Origin of the sequence: Neobacillus rhizophilus (assembly GCF_018343535.1) — a bacterium.
Classification (GTDB): domain Bacteria; phylum Bacillota; class Bacilli; order Bacillales; family Cytobacillaceae; genus Neobacillus; species Neobacillus rhizophilus.
Genome location: NZ_JAGYPF010000004.1, coordinates 145,666 through 166,058 on the forward strand (window position 1 = coordinate 145,666; position 20,393 = coordinate 166,058).

Below are 20,393 nucleotides of genomic sequence, written 5' to 3' on the forward strand. Positions count from 1 at the left end.
CGGAAAGCGAAGCACCTGGAGCGGAAATCAACAGGCCCATTAGCAGGGACAATTTTTCATAAAAATGAATTTCGGATTCTGATAAAATAAAAAATTGCCGAGAAAAATATACTTTCTCGACAATCTGTGCACCGCTTTGCGGTGCTTTGAATTCTAATTCTGTTTAATAGGAAATGTAAGTTGAAAGGTAGTTAAGTGATTATCTGATATACATTCTATTTCACCGTGATGTTTCTCAACAATATTCTTACAAACGAATAAGCCGATACCGGTGCCTAGTTTCTTAGTAGTGAAGAATGGTTCGAAAATTAATTGTACTGCCTCAGGATCGATAGTGGGGCCATTATTAGAAATACGAATTTTGATTTGGTGATCATCTATATTTGTTTGGATATCAATTTTTCGCAGATTTTCTTCTTCACACACAGCGTCAACTGCATTTATTAGCAGGTTTAGAAAAACTTGTTTTAACTCATTCCTATCGCCAGTAATACAAATATCAGCATCAATATTAGTATGAATTTGGACATTACCATCGACGATGCTTGGATATAGGAATTCAAGCACTTCTTCTATTAATAAATGGATGGTAATGTCTTCATTCTGGCTTTCTGCCAGCATGTTCAGTTTTGATGTATGAAGGAACTGAGTAATTCTGAACTTAAGTTGATCTAATTCTTGGCTGACGACATCTAAATACGGTAGAGTGGGATGCTCGTGTTTTAATAGTTTTATAAAGCCCATAACGGAAGTAAGCGGGTTGCGAAATTCATGGACAAAGCTCGAAGACATTTGGCCAAGAATCGCCAGTCGGTCCTTATGTGTTTGGGAAATAAATAAATTTTGTTCTTGAAGTTTCTTATCTTTGATTTCGGTGTACTTAGAAACAGCAAAATAACAGAATAAATCGAACTGTTTATTGACCAAGTTAATAATTGCCTGAAGATCTTCGGGCATGAGTCCGGAAAGGTTTAAGTATTTAATAATAATACTCCTACCCAGATTAACATTATAAACAAACTCCCCAATATTGATATTGGCCTTGACCCGTTCCCGGGCTACTTTGTGCGCCAATAACTTAACATCTTCTTCCGAGAATCCATTTAACATAGAATTTGTTATGAGATGGTACATTAAATGACCGTTCTGTAATATTAGCTCTGGATTATCCCGGTAATGATGGACAATAATTTGCTCTTCCCAAAAATGTATAAACTTTTGTTCATTCTCAATTAGAAATTGGCCTACTTTTTTATCCATATACAGCCTGCTTTCCACTATATTAAAGTGATTATAGCATAAAAGTTTGATGCATGGGGACGGTTCTCGTGTCTCAAAATAGGGTGTACATGAGAAAAAATTCGAAGCAATTTGATGAACGTACGAGTAAATATTTCAACTTGAAATGTTTGACTTTTCTGATTAATGTGTTAACATAAATCCATATAAGGTAATATGTTCAAATGAATATGAATCAAATCCGCTAGAGGTGCCTTTTTGAAAAGGCTGAGATTGAAGTGTGACTTCGGGACTCTATGAACCTGATCTGGTTAATGCCAGCGTAGGGAAGTGGACAACGGGATTTTTGGAGAGCAAAATTTTTATTTCTAAATTTCGGCCACTTTCTTACAAAAGGAAGTGGCTTTTTGGTTTGCCTGTTTTGCGTTTCCTTAGACCAGCGAAATCCACTCAAAGGGGGGGGACTTGTATTTTTACTAGTCTAAAAGAAAAAGAGTTGCATCTTATATCCAATGGCAAAATGTCGGTCGACCAGTTGGCTGAAATAGCAAAGGATATTCATCCATTTGTAACTGCGCTACACTTGCGGGAAAAACAAAAATCAGCAAAGGAACTTTTTCAAGCAGTCGAACTTTTAACAAATGTAAACGTCCCTCCAGCAAAAATCGTGATTAACGATCGGGTAGATGTTGCAATCGTGGCAATGGCCCTTGGAGTTCAATTAGCCTATCATAGTTTAGATTCAGACTGTGTAAAAGAACATTTTCCTCAACTTAGGGTCGGGACCTCGATTCACTCCTACGAGGAAGGACAAAATGCAAAGGAGAAGGGTGCTGACTACCTCCTATACGGGCATGTTTTTCCCTCCCAATCAAAACCGGGCAAGCCCCCAAATGGGCTTGGGGAATTGACAAGGCTCACTCAACTGGATATTCCGGTGATTGCCATTGGCGGAATAACACCAGAGAATACTGGGCAGGTAATCAAGGCGGGGGCAAACGGGATTGCTGTCATGTCTGGTGTATTAGAAGCGCGTGACCCCATTTTAGCCGTTAAAGATTATATCAAAGTATTGAAAAATTTTTCGGTATAGGAGGTAAGAACATGAAGGTAACCTTAAATGGCGAGTGGACCCAAATACCAGACAATATCATATTTGTCTCAGATGTTCTCAAGCATTATAAAATCCACGATAAGGTTGTGGTAGTAGAAGTAAATGGTGGAATATTATCCAAGTTAGAACACCAAAGTACTAGATTAGCAGATAAAGACCGAATTGAAATAGTTCATTTTGTTGGAGGCGGTTGATATGTTAAAAATTGGTCCATTATCCTTTCACTCTCGTTTGTTGCTGGGAACGGGGAAGTATCCAAGCTTCGACATCCAAAAGCAAGCGGTCGAAGTGTCCGAAGCAGAAATCCTTACATTTGCAGTTAGACGGATGAATATTTTTGAAGCCAGCCAGCCGAATTTTTTGGAGCAGCTAGAAACCAATAAATATACGCTGCTGCCGAATACAGCAGGAGCGAAAACAGCTGCAGAGGCTGTCCGAATCGCTAAGTTAGCGAAAGCTTCAGGCTTATGCGACATGATTAAAGTGGAAGTGATCGGCTGTGATAAAACGTTACTTCCTGACCCGATTGAAACGCTAAAGGCCACCGAAGAATTGGTGAAGGAAGGCTTTATTGTACTCCCTTATACATCGGACGATGTGGTGCTAGCCCGGAAACTTCAAGAAGCAGGCTGTCATGCTGTCATGCCAGGGGCGTCGCCAATTGGTTCTGGTCAAGGGATTATCAATCCGGTAAACCTCCAGTTTATTATTGAACAAGCCGTAGTTCCTGTCATTGTCGATGCTGGTATCGGATCGCCTGCTGATTCTGCTTATGCAATGGAATTAGGAGCTGATGCGGTGCTGTTAAATACTGCGGTTTCAGCTGCAAAGGATCCGGTTAAAATGGCAAAAGCGATGAAATTGGCGATTGAAGCGGGAAGGCTGGGTTATGAAGCGGGCAGAATCGAGAAAAAGAGATATGCGACAGCCAGCAGCCCTAAGGAAGGAATGAGTATCAGGTGAATAATCGATACTCTAGGCAAGAGTTGTTTTCTCCAATAGGAAAAGATGGTCAGCAGCAAATTTCCAATAAACATGTACTCATCATTGGAGTTGGAGCACTTGGATCTGCAAGTGCTGAAGCACTTGTCCGTGCTGGGATTGGCAAACTCACCATTGTGGATCGTGATTATGTCGAGTGGTCCAATATACAGCGGCAGCAGTTATTTACAGAGGAACATGCGAAAAATAGAATTCCAAAAGCGATCGCGGCCAAAAATCGGTTAATAGCGATAAACTCTTCTGTGAACATTGAGGCCATCATTGCAGATGCTTCAGCCCTAGAGCTTGAAGACTGGGCAAAAGAAGCAGATCTGGTGATGGATGCAACGGATAATTTTGAAACAAGAATGATAATAAATGATGTCTCGCAAAAAGTCGGAGTTCCCTGGATTTACGGTGCTTGTGTAGGAAGCTACGGCATTTCCTACACGATCATTCCTGGAAAAACGCCTTGCCTTTCTTGTTTGCTTGAAACAGTTCCTCTGGGAGGGTTAACCTGTGACACGGCAGGAATAATTAGTCCAGCCGTAAACATGGTTGTCTCCTTTCAAATAAGTGAAGCATTGAAAATCTTGGTTGGGGATATGGATTCATTAAGAAACAAACTTGTTTCCTTTGATTTATGGAAAAACCAATATAGTGCCATTCAAGTAGACAAATTGAAGAAGAAGGATTGTCCTTCTTGCGGACCTCAGCGCTCGTACCCTTATTTATCCTTTGAAAATCAAACAAAAACGGCAGTACTTTGTGGAAGGGATTCGGTTCAAATACGTCCCTCCGTTCCAATGGTGCGCGACCTGGAAGCGTTAGAAAAAATATTGGCGAAACAAACTGGAGCTGTACAGAGAAACCCGTACCTTCTATCCTATTCTGAGAATGCTCATCGACTAGTGATTTTTAAAGATGGAAGGGCATTAGTTCACGGAACTAAGGATATTTCGGAAGCTAAAGCGTTGTACCATAAATATTTGGGGTAAATGGTAGTGAAGCGAACCTATTTAAAGAAAAACTTTATCAAGAAGGGCGATGTTTTCGGAAAGCATCGCCTTTCTCTATTTTATAACTCACTGCTTTTCAATTCCTCCTCAACCATTTCGTCTAACCGCTCAATCATTTTTATGGCTCTATCTCGATCCATTTTTCGATAATGATGCATTCCGCCTTCTTCCTCATCCATCTCATCGGCTAATTTGACGATTTCTTGTAACGGGGTCCGGTTGATAAAACCTTCCGGCATATAAGAATCCGTATGGAATAAAACTGCCAGTGCGATTTCTTTGGCTATAATCGGATTTTCTCCCAACCGGATCAACAATTTATGGGCTCTTTCCGCTCCCTTAATCGCATGTATATCATTCTGTTTATATAAATCATAATCCCATTTTCCATTGCGATACCAAGTGTAATGCCCCATATCGTGCAGCAATGCCGCTTTCGTCGCCAGGTCAACAGAAACGCCGCGTTCTTTTGCCAACTTAAAGGCATGATAGGCACAAGCAATAGCATGTACAATTCCAGACCGGCTTAAATATTTTTTTGCAATATGATGATTGAAAATTTGAATTAATGTTACCTCTCTCATTTTAATCACCTACTTAAAATTGTTATTTTGTATTATAAAACAATTAATGTTGTTTTGTTAGAAAAAGTTCTTGATTTGACAGAAATATATTATGAAAGGTTATGGAATATAAGGGGATTTTAGAGAAGGAGGGTTTTTTAAAGCAAAGGGTTCAACATAGTTGGTGATTTTTCCTTTTATTTTTCATAAAATTCTGTTAGAATCACTCCAATAGGAGGTGTCTTACTTGAGTAACAACTTAACCGAACTACTAGGTCCTCCATACGATCAACTTATGGATGCCAAGGTAGATAAAAGTCCTAGTGAAGTCGTGATTACGAATAACGATGGCGAAACATATTACATAATTTCGGCCGAAGAATACGAAAATGGTCCGAAACAACAAGGGTATAATATCGTTGTAGCAGAAGGGGAGTAATTTTTACTCCTCCTTTTATTTTTTGATTTCATTTTCTAAAATATCCCTCAATCAATTTTATTCCAGGTTCATTTTTTGGACGGTAAAACGGAATAATAAGAGTGTGGAGGTGATAGTAGTGGAAAAAGAAAACAAATTTCCTGAAGCGATGAATGATATGGGGACACCCGCAGAAATGAGTCCCGTCAAAGACATAACGGATGCAGATTCAAAGGCACCAATGGTCGAAGTCAATCAACCGGTTGATGCACAAGATCCACTTGAAATAAGGAGCCGCGGGTCAGTGACTGTTTTATAAACCAAAAATAAAAACAGGTAAAACACAAGTTTTACCTGTTAAGAGAACTTATTAAAATTTGCACATGAAATGGCTGTAAGCCAGGTTTTGTACTTCCGTACTGCAAACAGCGTCAAGCCTCGTACAGGAAGCAGTAGTCATCTATCTATCAACGATTGGTTGATCCATCCTTTAGGTTCATTTCCCGCGGGATGGTGCCCCGACCAAAATTTGGGTTGCTCGCTCGTGGGGTTTACCCGTTCCACCTTTTCCGTTTCCAGAAAAGCATCGTCACTGTGGCACTTTCAGGCTATTCTCAGCATATCCTTAGAGACTTAGCATGATTTCACCGCCGTCAGCCAATATCAAGATTGGCTGCCCACCCTTGCAGATGGCACGAACACTACAGGCATCTCAGCACTGTGCGAGCCTGGACTTTCCTCAGCTCCTATAAAGGAACCGCGACTACTCACCATTCCATGTGTCCTTCGCTTAGAAGCGACAATAACTAATATAACAGGAATACTAAGTAAAATCCATGGTAGTTTTATTCCATTGTTACCAATTCAGTTTTTTCTAAGTGAATAGTGGGTCATTCTTTAATGGACTCTTAGCATAAAATCACCAAAGTGAAAATATTTATGTAAGAGGACAAGCATTCGTTCCCCTCATAAGCTTCTGAAAAGGGCTGATATTTTGAACAAGAATAATAATGTGCTGATCGTCATGTTCTTGCTATTAATCTTATTGATTGTTCTTATAATCAATGTGATTATCCACGTTAAAATTTATGTCGTATACAGTTCCGGTGTTGGCCCCATTTTCTTAATAGGCTTAATCATTTTTTTAATTGCTTTATTTTATTTCAAGGGTTAAAACCTTACTATGCCAGGCATCCTCAGTATGCCTGGCATTTTATTTTTATAAAAAATTGGACAGGAAGGTTAGAAAAATCTAGAAATTATAGTAAGATGGTATATATCATCTTAAATATGGTAATAGAGAGTTTTTATTATTAAAAATAACAAATAGAGGTTATGTAGCATGAGCATCGATTTGCTTGCTAGACTCGAGGAAGAAAAGGATCAATGGTTACATAAAGCTATGGATCGCTTTAATGAAGAGTTTACGTGCTTTGATGACAAGACAGTACTCACACCGGAATATCAAATAATGCAGATGAAAAGCATTCATAGACAGAACAATCTTGATCTGGACAGGCTGGAAAAAGAAATAAAGCTTATAAAGGATCGCATTGAAGAAGAAGAGCTGGGTTATCAGAATCTGACCAAGGCTGTCCAGTATTTACAAGAGGAAATAACCCATTATGAAGGGCTGCTATTGGAGTTAGAATCTATTCAATTGGAAAAATTCAACTGTTTTTTAAATATGAAATTTGAATTTGATCCGAAAAAAGATCAAGTCGTGTTCAAGGATAGGAAAACGACCAGACTGATAGAAGGCTTTAATGAGGTAGAAGCGGAGATGGCGGAGTTCTATCGAAAGCAGCTGGATGATAATGAAAGAAAATTAGCGCGAATTTTTCGCGATGCCGCTCCTGACATAAGCTATGTATTCCAATCCAATCCGCAGGCGTCCAGCCTTTCCTTGAAGCATGGCCGGGGACTTGACCAGTATTTAGTCCTGAAAAACTTTGAAGAGGATTATCGGATTGTTGCAGATACATTAAATGAAAACAACATGTTAGTTTACGAGTATTATATAAACCAATTGAATCATGTTAAGCAAATGGGAAAAAGAGATCTTTTGCTGCAGTCTGCGGCCAAAAAGGAGCAGCATCAAATGGCCTCAGAAAAAGCAGCCGAACTACAAGAGCAAAAACGGCAAAAGGAATTGAGCTTGGCAACGTTAGAAGAACAATTTACAAGGGCGCTCTGGGAACAAAACCAAGAATTAGAACGGCTCCAAAAGCTGGATGAATTTTTAAAAGAAGAATTTGTAGAAGCCGTTTCAAAATGGCAGGCAAAATTGTTTGGGGAGCAGACGCCGGACGTGGAACGCTGGTTGTATCATCAATACAGCCTGATGATTTTAAAGCATGCAGAAAGGATTATTGGAAATGAGCACTTCTAACAGAACCGTGGATGAAAAATATAATGAAGCGATTCAATCGTTAAAAAAAATCAATAACCTTCTTTTTTATGATGAATTAAAGACATTGTTAAAAGACCGGGAACAAACGATAGCCGAATTGAATGGGGAAGTATTTGAGTCTGTTGAAAATATGCGGCAGTCACTGAGTCAGTTTCCTCTAGATATCAGTGACAAGCTAAAAGAAGAAATCATCGCTCCTCAGTCGGAATTGTTTGACAGCAGGATGCACCATTTTAATGAAACGTTAACCCTATTGGAAAAAAAGATTGCCATGTGGCATCAGCAATATCAAGAATATTTATCGAAGACGGAACAGCTGCTAGAGGATTTAAAAGAACGGCAGCGCAATGATTATAAGTTCATGGAAATGCAAACCGAAAAGGTCCTAGAGGCCATTCGGTCATCGCAGGAGCAGATTAGTGTTCTATTTACACAGGGAATTACCGACCAGGCCTCCATCACGAATATAAAATATGAGGCAATGAGTGAAAGAGTATCGGATATTTCTAAATACCTGCAAAATGTTGAAGTCAGCCTGCTAGCCGAGGTTGAGCAATGGAACCTAAAACAGCAGCAGGACCAAAGAGATTTTCAGGAGCAATGGGAAGAGAAATGGAAACTGAATGCGGATGCGACTGCGAAGAAGGAAGAGCTATTTAAAAAATGGCTGATTGGGCTGGCTGTAGGGCAGGGTGTATCCATTCTATTAGTGTTGGTGGTACTATTTTTTAAGTAAAAGATGGATTTTCCTTTTATTAGAGGGTTGGGGCGCTGCTATGCAAGGCTCATAACGCCCGGGAGACAGGAAGAAACGGTGTCCCGGGCGTTATGGAAAAAACATATGCTCAACGATTCCGTGCAATCATATATCCATTATCTATTCTCTCAAACCCAATGCGCGGATAATATTCCATGGCAATCGGAGAGGCCAGTAAGATGAGCGTCACTTCATCTCCAATTTGATCTTGCAACAATCTGACCATTTCCTTGCCTATCCCCATTTTTTGATAGGTCTTGTCTACAGCTAAATCCGATAAATAGCAGCAATAGTTGTAATCGGTAATAGCTCTGGCTACTCCAGCCAGTTTTTCACCAACCCAAGCCGTAATTGTAATATCAGCATGATCAAGCATCCGCTGCAGCCGAGGTAAATCGTCAACAGGCCGCTTAATGCCGGATGCTTTAAAAACTGTAGAAAGCTCCTCTGCACTGATTGGAACATTGATTTTGTACGTTAATTGTAAAGAATCATTCATTTTTCCATCCTCCAATTTGTTAAGATGAAAATAATTGTAATGGATGGATGGCTCCCCAGAAAGTACCAGATAGAAAGGTTTTAATGGTGCCAGTTATCTATATTATGAAACATCTTCATACTGCCAACCCAAATCATAAACCCTAAAGTTTGAACCATAGTAATTATTTCCATCAAAAAGCCTGATTTCGTCAATCATAGGATTGTTGAACTTAATTACTAGTCTATGCTTGCTTTCGAAAACAATATGATTTAATTGTTCCTCTAGCAATCTATCTAAATAATCCTTCTCGTCCCAATACAATCTCATTCCTATCACGGATTTTAACCAATTCTCTTCCACGGTATTTGGATTGCAAGTATGATGATGCGTATTTCCCTGACATACCCACTTTCCTGGACCATTGCCGGGCTTTCTTCTAAATGGTTTCATACAAAAATTACAGTAGATTTTTCCTGCAAAAAATGACATACGAACCACTTCTTTCCCTTTTTAAGACTATTATATGACCAAGAATCTATCATTATTCATTAATAGTAGAGTAATTTAGTAGTTGAATTTGTCCTAAAAATCTGTAAAGCAGTTTTACCGAAAGTTGTTAATTTCCAATAAAATGAAACTTAGGATTAAAAAATAACGTATAAGGTATTAAAAGGATAAAAAGGGGGGGGGAGCCACCTAATGCCTACTTGCCAAAACTGTAGAGAAAAATGGTCTTGGTTGGATTCATTAAAAAAAATATTAACATTCCGCAAAAGTATGAAATGCAATCTTTGTGAAGAAATCCAATATCAAAGCAAGTCTTCAAAAAACGCCACATCTTTATTGGCTTTATTCCCGATAATAACTATTCCGTTTACGGTAATGTTTAATTTATCTTTAACATCCATGCTAATATTAGAACTTCCTATAATATTATTGGTACTGTTTACAATGCCATTATTTTTAATATTAAGTGAAAAAGATGAGCCACTTTGGTGAGTGATCGTTTCATTTAAAAAAGTACAAGTTACCCTCCCGCCGTGCCCGCTTCTAAGCGTTTTTTCTAAAAACTAATATTGTATTTTTTAATGCAGCATAATTCCCGATTGCCGCATATCCATAAAACCATCCCATAAAAATTCCTGCCTTTAAGCTGTGATGGTGGCTAATAAATATGGCAAATATCAACCCAAGTGCCAATGCGACCACAGGGACATATTTTTTTGAAATTTTAAAAAATACTTTCAAGAGCTGTGTTAAAATCATGACAACTGGAACAGCTATGACAGCATCCCAAAAATTTGTATAAATTGTGGGGAAGTCCATATAATGTCACCTCTAAGTGATAATCTGTCCTGAATCTACAGAATGATGCACGGGGACGGTTCTCGTGCATCATTCTGTAAGTTGGAAAGTTAACCAGTTGATTAACAAAAATCGAAAAAAGGTTATTGACAAAAAGAAATTTAAGTAATATGATTATCTCAGATTCAAGATAATTTAATTCAAGATTTCGGAGGAGGTGAAGGAAATGAACAGGAAATGCTCGAATTTGCCCTTTCTAGTATTAATGCAAACATCAAAAGCTATTCATGAACGCATTAAAGATGAAATCGCAAAAAACAATCTTGGTATTACGGAGTTTTCTGTTCTGGAGGTACTTTATCAAAAAGGGAAACAAACCATTCAACAAATCGGAAATTGCATATTAATCTCGAGTGGTTCGATGACCTATGTAATAGATAAGCTTGAAAAAAGAGGTCTGTTATGCAGAAATGCCTGTCCGGATGACCGCCGGGTGATTCATGTGACCTTAACGGATGCTGGTAATGCTTTGATGGATGAAATCATGCCAAAATATCATGAATTCGTGAATTCCATGTTTGATTCATTAAATTCTGATGAGGAAGAAACATTGGTCCGGCTTTTAAAAAAAGTAAGAGATAAAGTGTAGATTTTAATTTTTTTTTAAAATATCTCGAATCCGAGATAAAAACAATTAGGAGGCTTTTAAAATGTTAAATATTGGTTTGTTAATTATTCGTTTGGTAATTGGTTTACTATTTGTAGGGCATGGTGCGCAAAAATTGTTTGGTTGGTTCGGTGGTTACGGCCCGAAAGGCACAGGTGGTTGGTTTGAATCTATTGGCATAAAACCAGGAGTGACCATGGCAATTCTAGCAGGTTTGGCAGAGCTTTTCGGCGGATTATTGTTTGCTTTAGGATTATTAACCCCGCTTGCAGGAATTTTGATTGCAGGAACGATGGCAATGGCGATTATCAAGGTTCATGCTCCTAATGGATTATGGGCAACAGCAAATGGATATGAATTTAACCTGACTTTGCTTGCTGTTGCAATTGGTGTAGCTTTAATCGGCCCTGGTCAATATGCATTAGATGCATTTTTATTCTAAAATATCTCGAATTTAAGAATCTTAATTTATAATTAAAATGAAAAGATTTTAATTAATGGACTAGGAATAAACTAAGGTATCGAATTCATTTAATTATCTCACGAAAAAGGGAGTGTTTAAAAATGAGTAAGAAAACAATGGGTATACACCATATCACAGCCATTGTCGGACATCCACAGGAAAATGTAGATTTCTATGCCGGCGTTTTAGGGATGCGCTTGGTAAAGAAAACGGTCAATTTTGATGATCCAGGGACCTATCATCTTTATTTTGGAAATGAAGGTGGAAAACCAGGGACTATCATAACCTTCTTTCCTTGGCCAGGTGCTCGTCAAGGAATCATTGGAGACGGTCAAGTTGGGGTAACATCATATGTGGTTCCTAAAGGAGCGATGGGATTTTGGGAACTGCGATTAGAAAAGTTCGAGATTCCTTTCACAAAAATAGAACGCTTTGGAGAGCAATATTTAGAATTCGATGATCCACATGGACTTCATTTGGAAATTGTCGAAAGAGAAGAAGGGGAAGCTAATACATGGAGCTTTGGGGGAGTAACACCTGAAGTGGCGATAAAAGGATTTGGCGGAGCAACCCTTTTATCGGAACAGCCTGATAAAACAGCGGAATTGTTAGAAACGGTAATGGGGCTCGAATTTGTCGGTAAAGAAGGCGATTTAGCCCGTTATCGTTCAACAGCTGAAATCGGTAATATTATTGACCTGAAATTAACTCCAATTGGACTCGGGCAAATGGGTGTCGGTACCGTACACCACATTGCATGGCGGGCAAAGGATGATGAGGATCAATTAGATTGGAAGCAATATGTAAAGCGCCATGGGTACGGGGTAACACCAGTACAGGATAGAAACTACTTTAATGCAATTTACTTTAGAGAGCATGGAAAAATTCTGTTTGAAATTGCAACGGATCCTCCAGGATTTGCGCATGATGAATCACAAGCGACAATGGGAGAAAAGTTGATGCTGCCTTCCCAGTATGAACCACATAGAGCACAACTAGAACGAGTGCTGATTCCAATTGAAGTAAGGCCATTAGACTAATTTCTCGAGGGGACTGATTTCTATGCGTTCGATTGACCCTGCAACAATTAGCGAAAGAGAAAATTATAAATTCTTGATAGGAAGCATTATCCCAAGGCCTATTGCGTTTGTCACATCGATTTCGAAGGATGGGGTGTTGAACGGTGCACCATTTAGCTACTTTAATATTGTGTCAGCTAACCCCCCAATGATTTCTTTATCCATTCAACGTTCAGCAGGGAGGCAAAAGGACACAGCGCGAAATATCCTGGAGTCCAATGAATTTGTGGTCCATATCGTTGACGAACAAAATGTTGCAGAAGTTAACAAAACAGCGGCGACTCTTCCCCCTGACCAAAGTGAAATAGACTTAACGGATTTAACTCCAGTGGAAAGCGTGAGAATTTCAGTCCCGGGAGTAAAGGAAGCGAAAGTCAGGATGGAATGTTTATTAGAGCATTCAATAGAATTGGGAGGAAAAGATTCTCCTGGGTGTGATTTGATTATCGGAAAAATTGTTCAATATCATATTGAAAGCAGCATTTATGAAAATGGAAGAATAGACCCAAGGGGACTAACTGCTGTCAGCCGATTGGCGGGAAATAGTTATGCCAAAATTGGTGACATTTTTGAAATTGAAAGACCTAAATAGTTCCACATTCTGGAGGGAAAACAAGGATGAAACATGTATTCAATAAAGGGCAAGACCAAACAAAACCCACCTTTTTATTGCTTCATGGAACGGGTGGCAATGAATTAGACCTGCTGCCACTTGCGGGCATGATTGACGATGAAGCCAATGTTTTAAGCGTTCGAGGGAATGTATTAGAAAATGGTATGCCGCGATTCTTTAGAAGGCTAGCGGAAGGAGTCTTTGACGAAGAAGATCTTATTTTTCGAACAAAAGAGCTAAATGAGTTTCTGGATGAAGCTGCTGAAAAGTATAGTTTCGACCGAAACAATATCGTTGCGATTGGTTACTCAAATGGAGCAAATATCGCGGCAAGTTTATTATTTCATTACCAAAATGCCTTAAAAGCTGCCATTCTTCATCATCCAATGGTACCGCGAAAAGGAATTGAGCTTCCTGATTTGACCGGAACGTCCGTGTTTATAGCTGCTGGGACGAATGATCCAATCTGTTCACCAATGGAATCTACAGAACTTCAATCGTTATTACAGAACGCCAATGCAGAAGTAGAGCTTCACTGGGAGAATCGAGGACATCAATTAACGGTAGAAGAGGTAAATGCTGCCGCAAATTGGTATCGGAAGGAAATAATTAAATAATAATTACTGCATTCGAAAATGGCCAGGAAGAGGGAGGCGGAAACCTTGAATGAAAAGAATATAGTGGGAGAACTAGCAGCTGATTTCGTTAAAGATGGGATGGTAGTTGGGCTTGGAACTGGTTCAACCGTTTATTTTACACTTATGAAACTTGGAGCGCTAGTGGAAGCGGGGCTTTCCATTCAAGGAATCCCAACCTCGGTTCAAACAGCAGAATTAGCAAAAAAATTACAAATTCCATTAGCCAGTATGGACGAGGTTAAGAAAATAGATATTGCAATAGATGGGGCCGATGAATTCGATTCTAACCTGAACCTCATTAAGGGTGGTGGCGGAGCCCTAGTTCGGGAAAAAATCGTAGCCAAGGCTGCGGAAAAATTTATTGTAGTGGCTGACCCATCGAAAATGGTGAAAACATTGGGAGCCTTTCCGCTTCCTGTCGAAGTCGTTCCTTTTGGGGCGGTGCAGACTGAGAATTATATAAGGGAATTACAAGGGAAAACTAAATTGCGTCAAACGAATGGAATGCCATTTCAAACGGATAATGGCAACTTTATCATTGACTGTTCATTTCCCAGTATCATAAAGCCTCAAGAGTTGGAAAGTATCCTGAACAACATTCCCGGTGTGGTTGATAATGGCTTGTTTGTTGGCATGGCAGATATGGTGATTACAATAGATCCAGGTCATAAGCCGGTTTTGCTAGAAAGAGAAAAACAGTAATAATTGGGAGGAAATAAACATGAACAAATTAAAGGGTGTACATCACGTTACAGCCATTACAAGCAGCGCAGAAAAAATTTATGAATTCTTCACATATGTATTAGGGGTGCGCTTAGTAAAGAAAACTGTGAACCAAGACGATATTCAAACATATCATTTATTTTTTGCAGATGATGTAGGCGGTCCAGGGACGGACATGACATTCTTTGACTTCCCAGGAATTCCAAAAGGGGTTCATGGGACAGACGAGATTTCAAAAACATCCTTTCGTGTACCGAATGATACTGCATTAGATTATTGGCTAAACCGGTTTAACCGGTTAAATATTGAACATACAGGAATCAAAGAGCAATTTGGTAAGAAAACACTGTCCTTTGTTGATTTTGATGATCAGCAATACCAATTGATTTCCGATGAGAACAATCAAGGTGTTGCCGCAGGTATACCTTGGCAAAATGGACCAATCCCATTAGAACATGCCATTACAGGATTAGGACCGGTCTTTGTCCGTGTTTCCAACTTCGATTACTTTAAAGCAATTATGGAAGAGGTATTACTTTTTAAAGAAATTGATAAAGATGGTTCTTACCATTTGTTTGAAACAGGAGAAGGCGGGAATGGCGCACAGGTGATTGTTGAGTATAATGCCATTCTTCCCCGGGCACGCCAAGGGTTTGGAACTGTACACCATGCTGCGTTCCGAGTTGAAGACCGTGCTGAAATTGATGAATGGACGAAACGCATGCAATCCTTCCGCTTGCCGAATTCCGGTTATGTGGAACGCTATTATTTTGGTTCCTTATATACGAATGTTGCCCCGCAAATTCTGTTTGAAATTGCAACAGATGGACCAGGATTTATGGGGGATGAACCATATGAAACACTTGGTGAAAAACTATCATTACCGCCATTTTTTGAATCGAAACGCGAGCAAATTGAAAAACTGGTCCGGCCGATTGATACAGTAAGAAGTACCAAAGTGTTTGAAAAAGAATAGAATTCGCCGATATTACTTATAAATAATTTTTAAAAAAGTCCAACAGCTTTTTTTGACAATAAAAATTATTTCGATTACAATTATCTCGAATTAAGGATGATTTCAAATGTTAAAAATTAGACTATCATTTACGTCATCACTTGTATTCCTAAATATGCCAAGCTTATATAGCTAATGAAGGGGGTTGGAGCATATAGCGGATGAAAGTCTGCTATATTTTCCAACTTTTTTTTCATGATTTTACTATCATCAGAGGAGTGACAGAAATTGATTCAGCTTTATCCTGCAAGTAAACGCTATACAGTAAAAAATGACTGGCTGGAGAGTAATTTAAGTTTTTCTTTTGGAGAATATTATGACCCATCCAATATCCGCTTTGGCCCGCTTCGTGTCTTTAACGACGATACAGTCCAGCCGGGACGGGGTTTTGGCATTCATCCGCATCGTGAAGCGGAAATTGTCTCAATTGTATTAAAGGGACAGCTTAAGCATGAGGACAACTTAGGGAACGCTGGAATCATCGGCACTGGAAGTATTCAGCGGATCAGTGCTGGAACCGGAGTGCTTCATTCTGAATTTAACGCGTCAAAACAGGAAGAAGTCCAATTCCTGCAGCTATGGTTTTCCCCAGATGAAAAGAAGTTAACGCCTTCCTATGAGGATATTTCATATGACTTAGAGCAAATGCATAATCAGCTCTTACCAGTTATCTCTCATACCGGTTCGGAGCGGGTTGCTAAAATTCATCAGGATTTAACCCTTTATTTATCCAGATTGGATGGGAAGGAGACACTGACCTTTCGGCAGGAAGAAGGCAGGAGAATATACGTCTTTACGATTGAGGGAGAAATATCAATTAATAATGATAACATTTTAAAGTCCAGGGATGCTGCCCGAATCACAGATCTTCCGGAAATTACGATTCAAGCAAGTCAAGATAGTTTCTTTTTATTAATTGACTTACCCGGAGGTGAATTCTAATGTTAATGATTCGCCATTCCATAGGCAGCCGATTGCTATGTCAATCAGAAACCTACACGATTGATGAAAAAGAGGATCATTGGCTGATATCGCTCCCTATCGATGAGGAAACCGCTTCGAAGGTGTTGGAATTCCAAGATGAGTTAAATTTATTCGTAACAAAAGAAAAGGAAAAGACTTGGTTTTACTCCTCAGATGCCCAAATAAAGTTCCTGCCTAAGGAAAATCAATTAATGATACTAGCTGATCATAAAACGGTTTATCCAGTTTAGTGATGAATGTTGAGGACTGCCAACTAATCAGAATTATATTGAAAATGAATTTTTTACCCGCCATTTAGGAGAATGGCGGGTTTTTTCATTTTAAATATCTTTAATGCCGCTTTGAAAATACGGATCCTTTTTTCAAATAATACATCTATTTTTCTTTTATTAAAGAAAGATAAAGATTCCTTTAAGACTTAATAAATGCGAGCCCAATCGACAAATTCTTAAAAAACGCCTCTTTATAATGGCATTTATGGGAAAGGGGGAGATTGATCCTTAACACAACGCCCTGCCTTCCATCAATTGCCGTAAATACAGAAGACAACTAATTACTAATATTTTTTTTGAAAAAAGGGAGGTTTCTGTTTTGAAAAATTTACTTAGAACTGTGGTTAAGCAAAGAAGACAATTTCTGATGGATCAGCTTGTTCAATCAGGTGTTTATAAAAAGAATAATAAGCATCTATATGAATGGACTTTAAGTGATTTAGAGGAAGAGTACAACTATATCTATAATTTGGAATCCAGTAAAAAAGAAAAATATCTTCACCCTTAAAAAGGAGGAATGGGATGTTAAACAAACAAACAGTCGTTTTTTTAGGAGCCGGTTCTATGGCTGAGGCGATGATTGCAGGTATTGTTAATACCGGCAAAATACCTTCCAAACAAATACTGGTTTCCAACCGAAGGAATCAAAAACGTTTGCGGGAACTCCAGAATACTTACGATATTAAGGGAATAAGTCGAGAAGAGTTAACCTTTGAACATATTGACATCTTCATATTAGCCATGAAGCCCAAAGACATAGAATCCTCATTACAATACCTTTCAAATAAGCTTAAACCTAATCATATCATTCTATCAGTTGCAGCAGGGATTCCCACGAACTCGATTGAGAGATATCTTCCACAAGGGCAGCCTGTTGTTCGGGTTATGCCCAATACATCCAGTAAGATTGGTGAATCGGCCACGGCGATCTGTCCCGGTAAACATGCCACAAAAAAAGTGATGACAATCGTGAGGGAATTATTATCATGTTTGGGTACTGTTTATCAAATTGCCGAAGATAAAATGGATATCTTTACAGGGATCGCTGGGAGTGGCCCTGCATATTTTTATTACTTAATCGAACATATGGAAAAGGCAGGAAAAGAGTGTGGCCTTGATACCGCTATAGTTAAGCAAATAAGTGCACAAACCATTTTGGGTGCCGCCAAAATGATGATGCAGGAAACGGATACGCCGGCAGAGCTAAGAGAAAAAGTGACATCTCCGAATGGTACCACGGCTGCCGGATTGGAGGCATTGGAGAAGCATGGCGGAGGAAGGGCTATTATGCAAGCCGTTAAAGAAGCAGCAAAACGTTCTCAGGAAATGAACAGCCACTATCAAAGACGCCAAATAGGAGTGATTGGATGACCTCAGGCTTTAAAAAGAGAGTAGTTGTCAAAATTGGCAGCAGCTCACTCACAAGCCTTCGTGGTGAAATTAGCCGCAGGAAATTGGAAAAATTGGTGGAAGAAGTTGTGCAATTAAAGGATGAAGGCCACGAGCTGCTGCTTGTTTCATCTGGTGCTGTAGCAGCGGGCTATCGAAAACTTGGTTTTACGGAACCACCAAGAGCGCTGCCGGAAAAGCAAGCATCCGCCTCGATTGGCCAGAGCCTATTGATGGAAATCTATTCTGAGCTTTTTCTTTCCCACGGCTATGTTGCTTCACAAATTCTCATCACTAGAGAGGATTTATCGGATGAAAACCGTCATAACAATGCTAGAAATACAATCAATGTCCTGCTAAATCGTGGAATTGTTCCAATAATAAATGAAAACGATACGGTGACAGTCAATCGCTTAAAGTTTGGAAATAATGATGTTCTTTCCGCCAAGATAGCAGGACTCATCGATGCCGATATGTTAATTATTCTTTCGGATATTGATGGGATGTATAATGCAGATCCCCGCAAAAAAAGCCACGCTGTAAGGTTGGAACACGTTCACGAAATTACCATTAAAATCGAAGAAGCAGCCGGCGGCTCTGGAAGCTCGGTTGGAACAGGTGGAATGAGATCGAAAATTGATGCCTTTAAAATCGCCATGGCGTCCGGAATCCTTTCCTTTTTAGGGAAAGCGGGAACGCCTAATATATTAAAAGATGCCGTCCATCAAGTAGCAACGGGGACCTATTTTATCAAACGGGAAATGGTTTCAAAAACAGGAGGTTAAAAGAAAGGATATGTATCTTCCTTATCATATTTAAAAAAAATGGAGGGATTCGATGGTTCTTTTAAAAGTGGATTCAACAAAAATTGAAATTCAGGCAATCAAGGCAAAAAAAGCGGCCAAAAGACTAAGTATCTTATCGACAGAAGAAAAAAATCAAGCCCTCACTCTGTTAGCAGATCAGCTAGAAGCGAAAGTTGAGGACATATTGAAGGCTAATGAAATCGATATAAAATACGGGAGAATCGAAGGGTATAGCGAGGCCTATTTGGATCGTCTTACATTAACAAGAGAACGAGTTTTTGATTTTACTAGCGGACTTCGTGAAGTCGCCAAGCTTCCAGATCCTGTCGGCGATACCCTTTCCAAGTGGACACTTGATAATGGACTTCTTGTTAAAAAAGTATGTGTCCCTTTAGGTGTGATCGGTATGATTTATGAAGCACGGCCGAATGTGACTGTTGATGCAACAGGGCTTGCTTTGAAATCAGGAAATGCCATTCTCCTGAAGGGAGGTTCCTCAGCCATTTTTTCAAATAAAGCTATTTTTAAAGTGATTCAGGAAACGCTGGATAAGACGGCAATCCATAGAGAGGCGGTTCAGTTGATTGAGAGTACAGACCGCATCGCCACTCAGCAGCTGTTTACGATGAAAGAGCATATAGATGTGTTAATTCCAAGAGGTGGGGCTTCGCTCATTTATTCAGTTGTCAATGAAGCGACAGTACCTATCTTAGAAACAGGAGTGGGTAACTGTCACCTATATATTGACAGGGAAGCGGATGTGGAAAAGGCGCTGAACATACTGGTGAATGCCAAAACGGATCGACCTGCTGTATGTAACGCGGTGGAAACGGCAATTATCCATCTTGACTGGCTGGAGCACAATAAACAGGCGTTGATTAAAACGTTGAAAGACCACAATATTTCCGTCCATGCTGATAAAAAAGCGGCGGCGGTTATTCCTGGAGCTGAACTGGCAAACGTTGAGGATTGGGCGACAGAATACTTGAGTTTGGATCTCGCCATTAAGACGGTCACAAGTGTGGAAGAAGCGATTGAACATATTGATAAATATGGAACGAAACACTCGGAAGCTATTATTACTGAAAACTGTAAAACTGCTAAGAAGTTTATGGACTTAGTGGATGCCGCTGCGATATATCATAATGCTTCTACCAGATTTACGGACGGCGGGGCACTTGGGCTCGGTGCAGAAATTGGAATCTCTACCCAAAAGCTGCATGCACGCGGCCCAATGGGGTTGGCTGAATTGACCACGACGAAATATATTATGACCGGAAATGGCCACATAAGATAAGGAAAAGAAGCTGATTTAAAGGCATATTGCGTGCTTTTAGATCAGCTTCTTTGATTTTTTTACAATAGGCTATAACTATTTTTTAAGCTATTTTCGTAAATATTGTTGCTTCATTCTATAGAATCGACGTAACAAAGAGTAATATTAAACTTTTTTG

At 39.4% G+C, this 20,393-nt stretch carries 27 protein-coding genes, 1 other RNA gene, 1 pseudogene and 1 riboswitch; of the genes and pseudogenes, 23 read left to right on the forward strand and 6 right to left on the reverse strand.

Annotated elements, in window-relative coordinates:
- Positions 1-153: 153 nt before the first annotated feature.
- Complete coding sequence (locus KHA99_RS18945; RefSeq protein WP_213119062.1) at positions 154-1,260, reverse strand: histidine kinase N-terminal domain-containing protein; 1,107 nt, start codon at positions 1,258-1,260, stop codon at positions 154-156.
- 215 nt (positions 1,261-1,475) lie between these two features.
- A riboswitch (TPP riboswitch) is annotated at positions 1,476-1,585 on the forward strand.
- 150 nt (positions 1,586-1,735) lie between these two features.
- Here KHA99_RS18945 and KHA99_RS18950 point away from each other — a divergent pair.
- Genes KHA99_RS18950 through KHA99_RS18965 form a run of 4 tightly spaced genes read left to right on the forward strand, consistent with a single transcriptional unit; the run spans position 1,736 to position 4,332 of the window.
- On the forward strand, positions 1,736-2,332 hold the full coding sequence (locus KHA99_RS18950) for a thiamine phosphate synthase (protein ID WP_261363817.1): 597 nt from the start codon (positions 1,736-1,738) through the stop codon (positions 2,330-2,332).
- Positions 2,333-2,343: 11 nt separating this feature from the next.
- Entirely contained in the window at positions 2,344-2,547 is a 204-nt protein-coding gene (gene thiS, locus KHA99_RS18955) for a sulfur carrier protein ThiS (protein WP_213119063.1), read from the forward strand.
- A 1-nt stretch (position 2,548) separates the two neighbouring features.
- Positions 2,549-3,316, forward strand: a complete 768-nt coding sequence (locus tag KHA99_RS18960) for a thiazole synthase (protein ID WP_213119064.1) — start codon at positions 2,549-2,551, stop codon at positions 3,314-3,316.
- Complete coding sequence (locus tag KHA99_RS18965; protein WP_213119065.1) at positions 3,313-4,332, forward strand: thiazole biosynthesis adenylyltransferase ThiF; 1,020 nt, start codon at positions 3,313-3,315, stop codon at positions 4,330-4,332. The genes KHA99_RS18960 and KHA99_RS18965 overlap by 4 nt, the downstream gene beginning before the upstream one ends.
- Positions 4,333-4,412: 80 nt before the next feature.
- Here KHA99_RS18965 and KHA99_RS18970 read toward each other — a convergent pair whose 3' ends face one another.
- Positions 4,413-4,937: an HD domain-containing protein gene (locus KHA99_RS18970; RefSeq protein WP_213119066.1), complete on the reverse strand. Its 525-nt coding sequence runs from the start codon at positions 4,935-4,937 to the stop codon at positions 4,413-4,415.
- A 226-nt stretch (positions 4,938-5,163) separates the two neighbouring features.
- On the opposite strand from KHA99_RS18970, the gene KHA99_RS18975 reads away from it, so the two are divergent.
- Both KHA99_RS18975 and KHA99_RS18980 read left to right on the forward strand, forming a co-directional pair.
- Positions 5,164-5,355, forward strand: coding sequence for a type II toxin-antitoxin system Phd/YefM family antitoxin (locus KHA99_RS18975; protein WP_213119067.1), 192 nt, complete (start codon positions 5,164-5,166; stop codon positions 5,353-5,355).
- A 118-nt stretch (positions 5,356-5,473) separates the two neighbouring features.
- Positions 5,474-5,653 carry a hypothetical protein gene (locus KHA99_RS18980; RefSeq protein ID WP_213119068.1) on the forward strand — a complete coding sequence of 60 codons (180 nt, stop codon included), beginning with the start codon at positions 5,474-5,476 and terminating at the stop codon, positions 5,651-5,653.
- A 71-nt stretch (positions 5,654-5,724) separates the two neighbouring features.
- Here the strand turns inward: KHA99_RS18980 and rnpB are convergent.
- Positions 5,725-6,109: RNase P RNA component class B (rnpB, locus tag KHA99_RS18985), an RNA gene on the reverse strand.
- A gap of 219 nt (positions 6,110-6,328) precedes the next feature.
- Between rnpB and KHA99_RS18990 the strand changes: the two genes are divergently transcribed.
- The 3 genes from KHA99_RS18990 to KHA99_RS19000 all read left to right on the forward strand — a co-directional run bounded on the left by KHA99_RS18990 (position 6,329) and on the right by KHA99_RS19000 (position 8,483).
- Entirely contained in the window at positions 6,329-6,508 is a 180-nt protein-coding gene (locus tag KHA99_RS18990) for a hypothetical protein (protein WP_213119069.1), read from the forward strand.
- 168 nt (positions 6,509-6,676) lie between these two features.
- A complete protein-coding gene (locus tag KHA99_RS18995; protein ID WP_213119070.1) occupies positions 6,677-7,726 on the forward strand; it encodes a hypothetical protein in 1,050 nt (349 codons plus the stop codon).
- Entirely contained in the window at positions 7,713-8,483 is a 771-nt protein-coding gene (locus KHA99_RS19000) for a hypothetical protein (protein ID WP_213119071.1), read from the forward strand. Before KHA99_RS18995 ends, KHA99_RS19000 begins: the two co-directional genes overlap by 14 nt.
- Positions 8,484-8,592: 109 nt before the next feature.
- On the opposite strand, the gene KHA99_RS19005 is transcribed toward KHA99_RS19000, so the two are convergent.
- On the reverse strand, positions 8,593-9,003 hold the full coding sequence (locus KHA99_RS19005; RefSeq protein WP_213119072.1) for a GNAT family N-acetyltransferase: 411 nt from the start codon (positions 9,001-9,003) through the stop codon (positions 8,593-8,595).
- A gap of 102 nt (positions 9,004-9,105) precedes the next feature.
- Positions 9,106-9,474, reverse strand: a complete 369-nt coding sequence (locus tag KHA99_RS19010) for a recombinase zinc beta ribbon domain-containing protein (RefSeq protein WP_213119073.1) — start codon at positions 9,472-9,474, stop codon at positions 9,106-9,108.
- 210 nt (positions 9,475-9,684) lie between these two features.
- Here KHA99_RS19010 and KHA99_RS19015 point away from each other — a divergent pair, with 210 nt between their 5' ends.
- The gene (locus KHA99_RS19015) at positions 9,685-9,984 is read left to right on the forward strand and encodes a TIGR04104 family putative zinc finger protein (RefSeq protein WP_213119074.1); all 300 of its coding nucleotides are present in this window, start codon (positions 9,685-9,687) and stop codon (positions 9,982-9,984) included.
- Positions 9,985-10,035: 51 nt separating this feature from the next.
- Here KHA99_RS19015 and KHA99_RS19020 read toward each other — a convergent pair whose 3' ends face one another.
- Entirely contained in the window at positions 10,036-10,311 is a 276-nt protein-coding gene (locus KHA99_RS19020) for a hypothetical protein (protein WP_213119075.1), read from the reverse strand.
- A 205-nt stretch (positions 10,312-10,516) separates the two neighbouring features.
- Between KHA99_RS19020 and KHA99_RS19025 the strand changes: the two genes are divergently transcribed.
- The 13 genes and pseudogenes from KHA99_RS19025 (at position 10,517) to KHA99_RS19085 (ending at position 20,236) form a co-directional block, all read left to right on the forward strand.
- Positions 10,517-10,939 carry a MarR family winged helix-turn-helix transcriptional regulator gene (locus tag KHA99_RS19025; protein ID WP_213119076.1) on the forward strand — a complete coding sequence of 141 codons (423 nt, stop codon included), beginning with the start codon at positions 10,517-10,519 and terminating at the stop codon, positions 10,937-10,939.
- A 61-nt stretch (positions 10,940-11,000) separates the two neighbouring features.
- Entirely contained in the window at positions 11,001-11,399 is a 399-nt protein-coding gene (locus tag KHA99_RS19030; protein WP_213119077.1) for a DoxX family protein, read from the forward strand.
- A 122-nt stretch (positions 11,400-11,521) separates the two neighbouring features.
- Entirely contained in the window at positions 11,522-12,460 is a 939-nt protein-coding gene (locus KHA99_RS19035; protein WP_213119078.1) for a ring-cleaving dioxygenase, read from the forward strand.
- 22 nt (positions 12,461-12,482) lie between these two features.
- Positions 12,483-13,091 carry a flavin reductase family protein gene (locus KHA99_RS19040; RefSeq protein WP_213119079.1) on the forward strand — a complete coding sequence of 203 codons (609 nt, stop codon included), beginning with the start codon at positions 12,483-12,485 and terminating at the stop codon, positions 13,089-13,091.
- A 26-nt stretch (positions 13,092-13,117) separates the two neighbouring features.
- Positions 13,118-13,729, forward strand: a complete 612-nt coding sequence (locus KHA99_RS19045) for an alpha/beta hydrolase (RefSeq protein WP_213119080.1) — start codon at positions 13,118-13,120, stop codon at positions 13,727-13,729.
- A 45-nt stretch (positions 13,730-13,774) separates the two neighbouring features.
- Complete coding sequence (gene rpiA, locus KHA99_RS19050; protein WP_213119081.1) at positions 13,775-14,452, forward strand: ribose-5-phosphate isomerase RpiA; 678 nt, start codon at positions 13,775-13,777, stop codon at positions 14,450-14,452.
- A gap of 19 nt (positions 14,453-14,471) precedes the next feature.
- Positions 14,472-15,449, forward strand: a complete 978-nt coding sequence (locus KHA99_RS19055) for a ring-cleaving dioxygenase (protein ID WP_213119082.1) — start codon at positions 14,472-14,474, stop codon at positions 15,447-15,449.
- 267 nt (positions 15,450-15,716) lie between these two features.
- A complete protein-coding gene (locus KHA99_RS19060; RefSeq protein WP_213119083.1) occupies positions 15,717-16,430 on the forward strand; it encodes a pirin family protein in 714 nt (237 codons plus the stop codon).
- Positions 16,430-16,702, forward strand: coding sequence for a hypothetical protein (locus KHA99_RS19065; RefSeq protein WP_213119084.1), 273 nt, complete (start codon positions 16,430-16,432; stop codon positions 16,700-16,702). The genes KHA99_RS19060 and KHA99_RS19065 overlap by 1 nt, the downstream gene beginning before the upstream one ends.
- A 361-nt stretch (positions 16,703-17,063) precedes the next feature.
- A complete protein-coding gene (locus tag KHA99_RS19070) occupies positions 17,064-17,252 on the forward strand; it encodes a Fur-regulated basic protein FbpA (protein WP_213119085.1) in 189 nt (62 codons plus the stop codon).
- Positions 17,253-17,266: 14 nt separating this feature from the next.
- On the forward strand, positions 17,267-18,115 hold the full coding sequence (gene proC, locus KHA99_RS19075) for a pyrroline-5-carboxylate reductase (protein WP_213119086.1): 849 nt from the start codon (positions 17,267-17,269) through the stop codon (positions 18,113-18,115).
- Positions 18,112-18,882: pseudogene (gene proB / locus KHA99_RS19080) on the forward strand (glutamate 5-kinase); the annotation flags it as partial. The gene proC and the pseudogene proB, both read left to right, overlap by 4 nt.
- Positions 18,883-18,970: 88 nt before the next feature.
- On the forward strand, positions 18,971-20,236 hold the full coding sequence (locus KHA99_RS19085) for a glutamate-5-semialdehyde dehydrogenase (RefSeq protein ID WP_213119088.1): 1,266 nt from the start codon (positions 18,971-18,973) through the stop codon (positions 20,234-20,236).
- Positions 20,237-20,393: the final 157 nt, after the last annotated feature.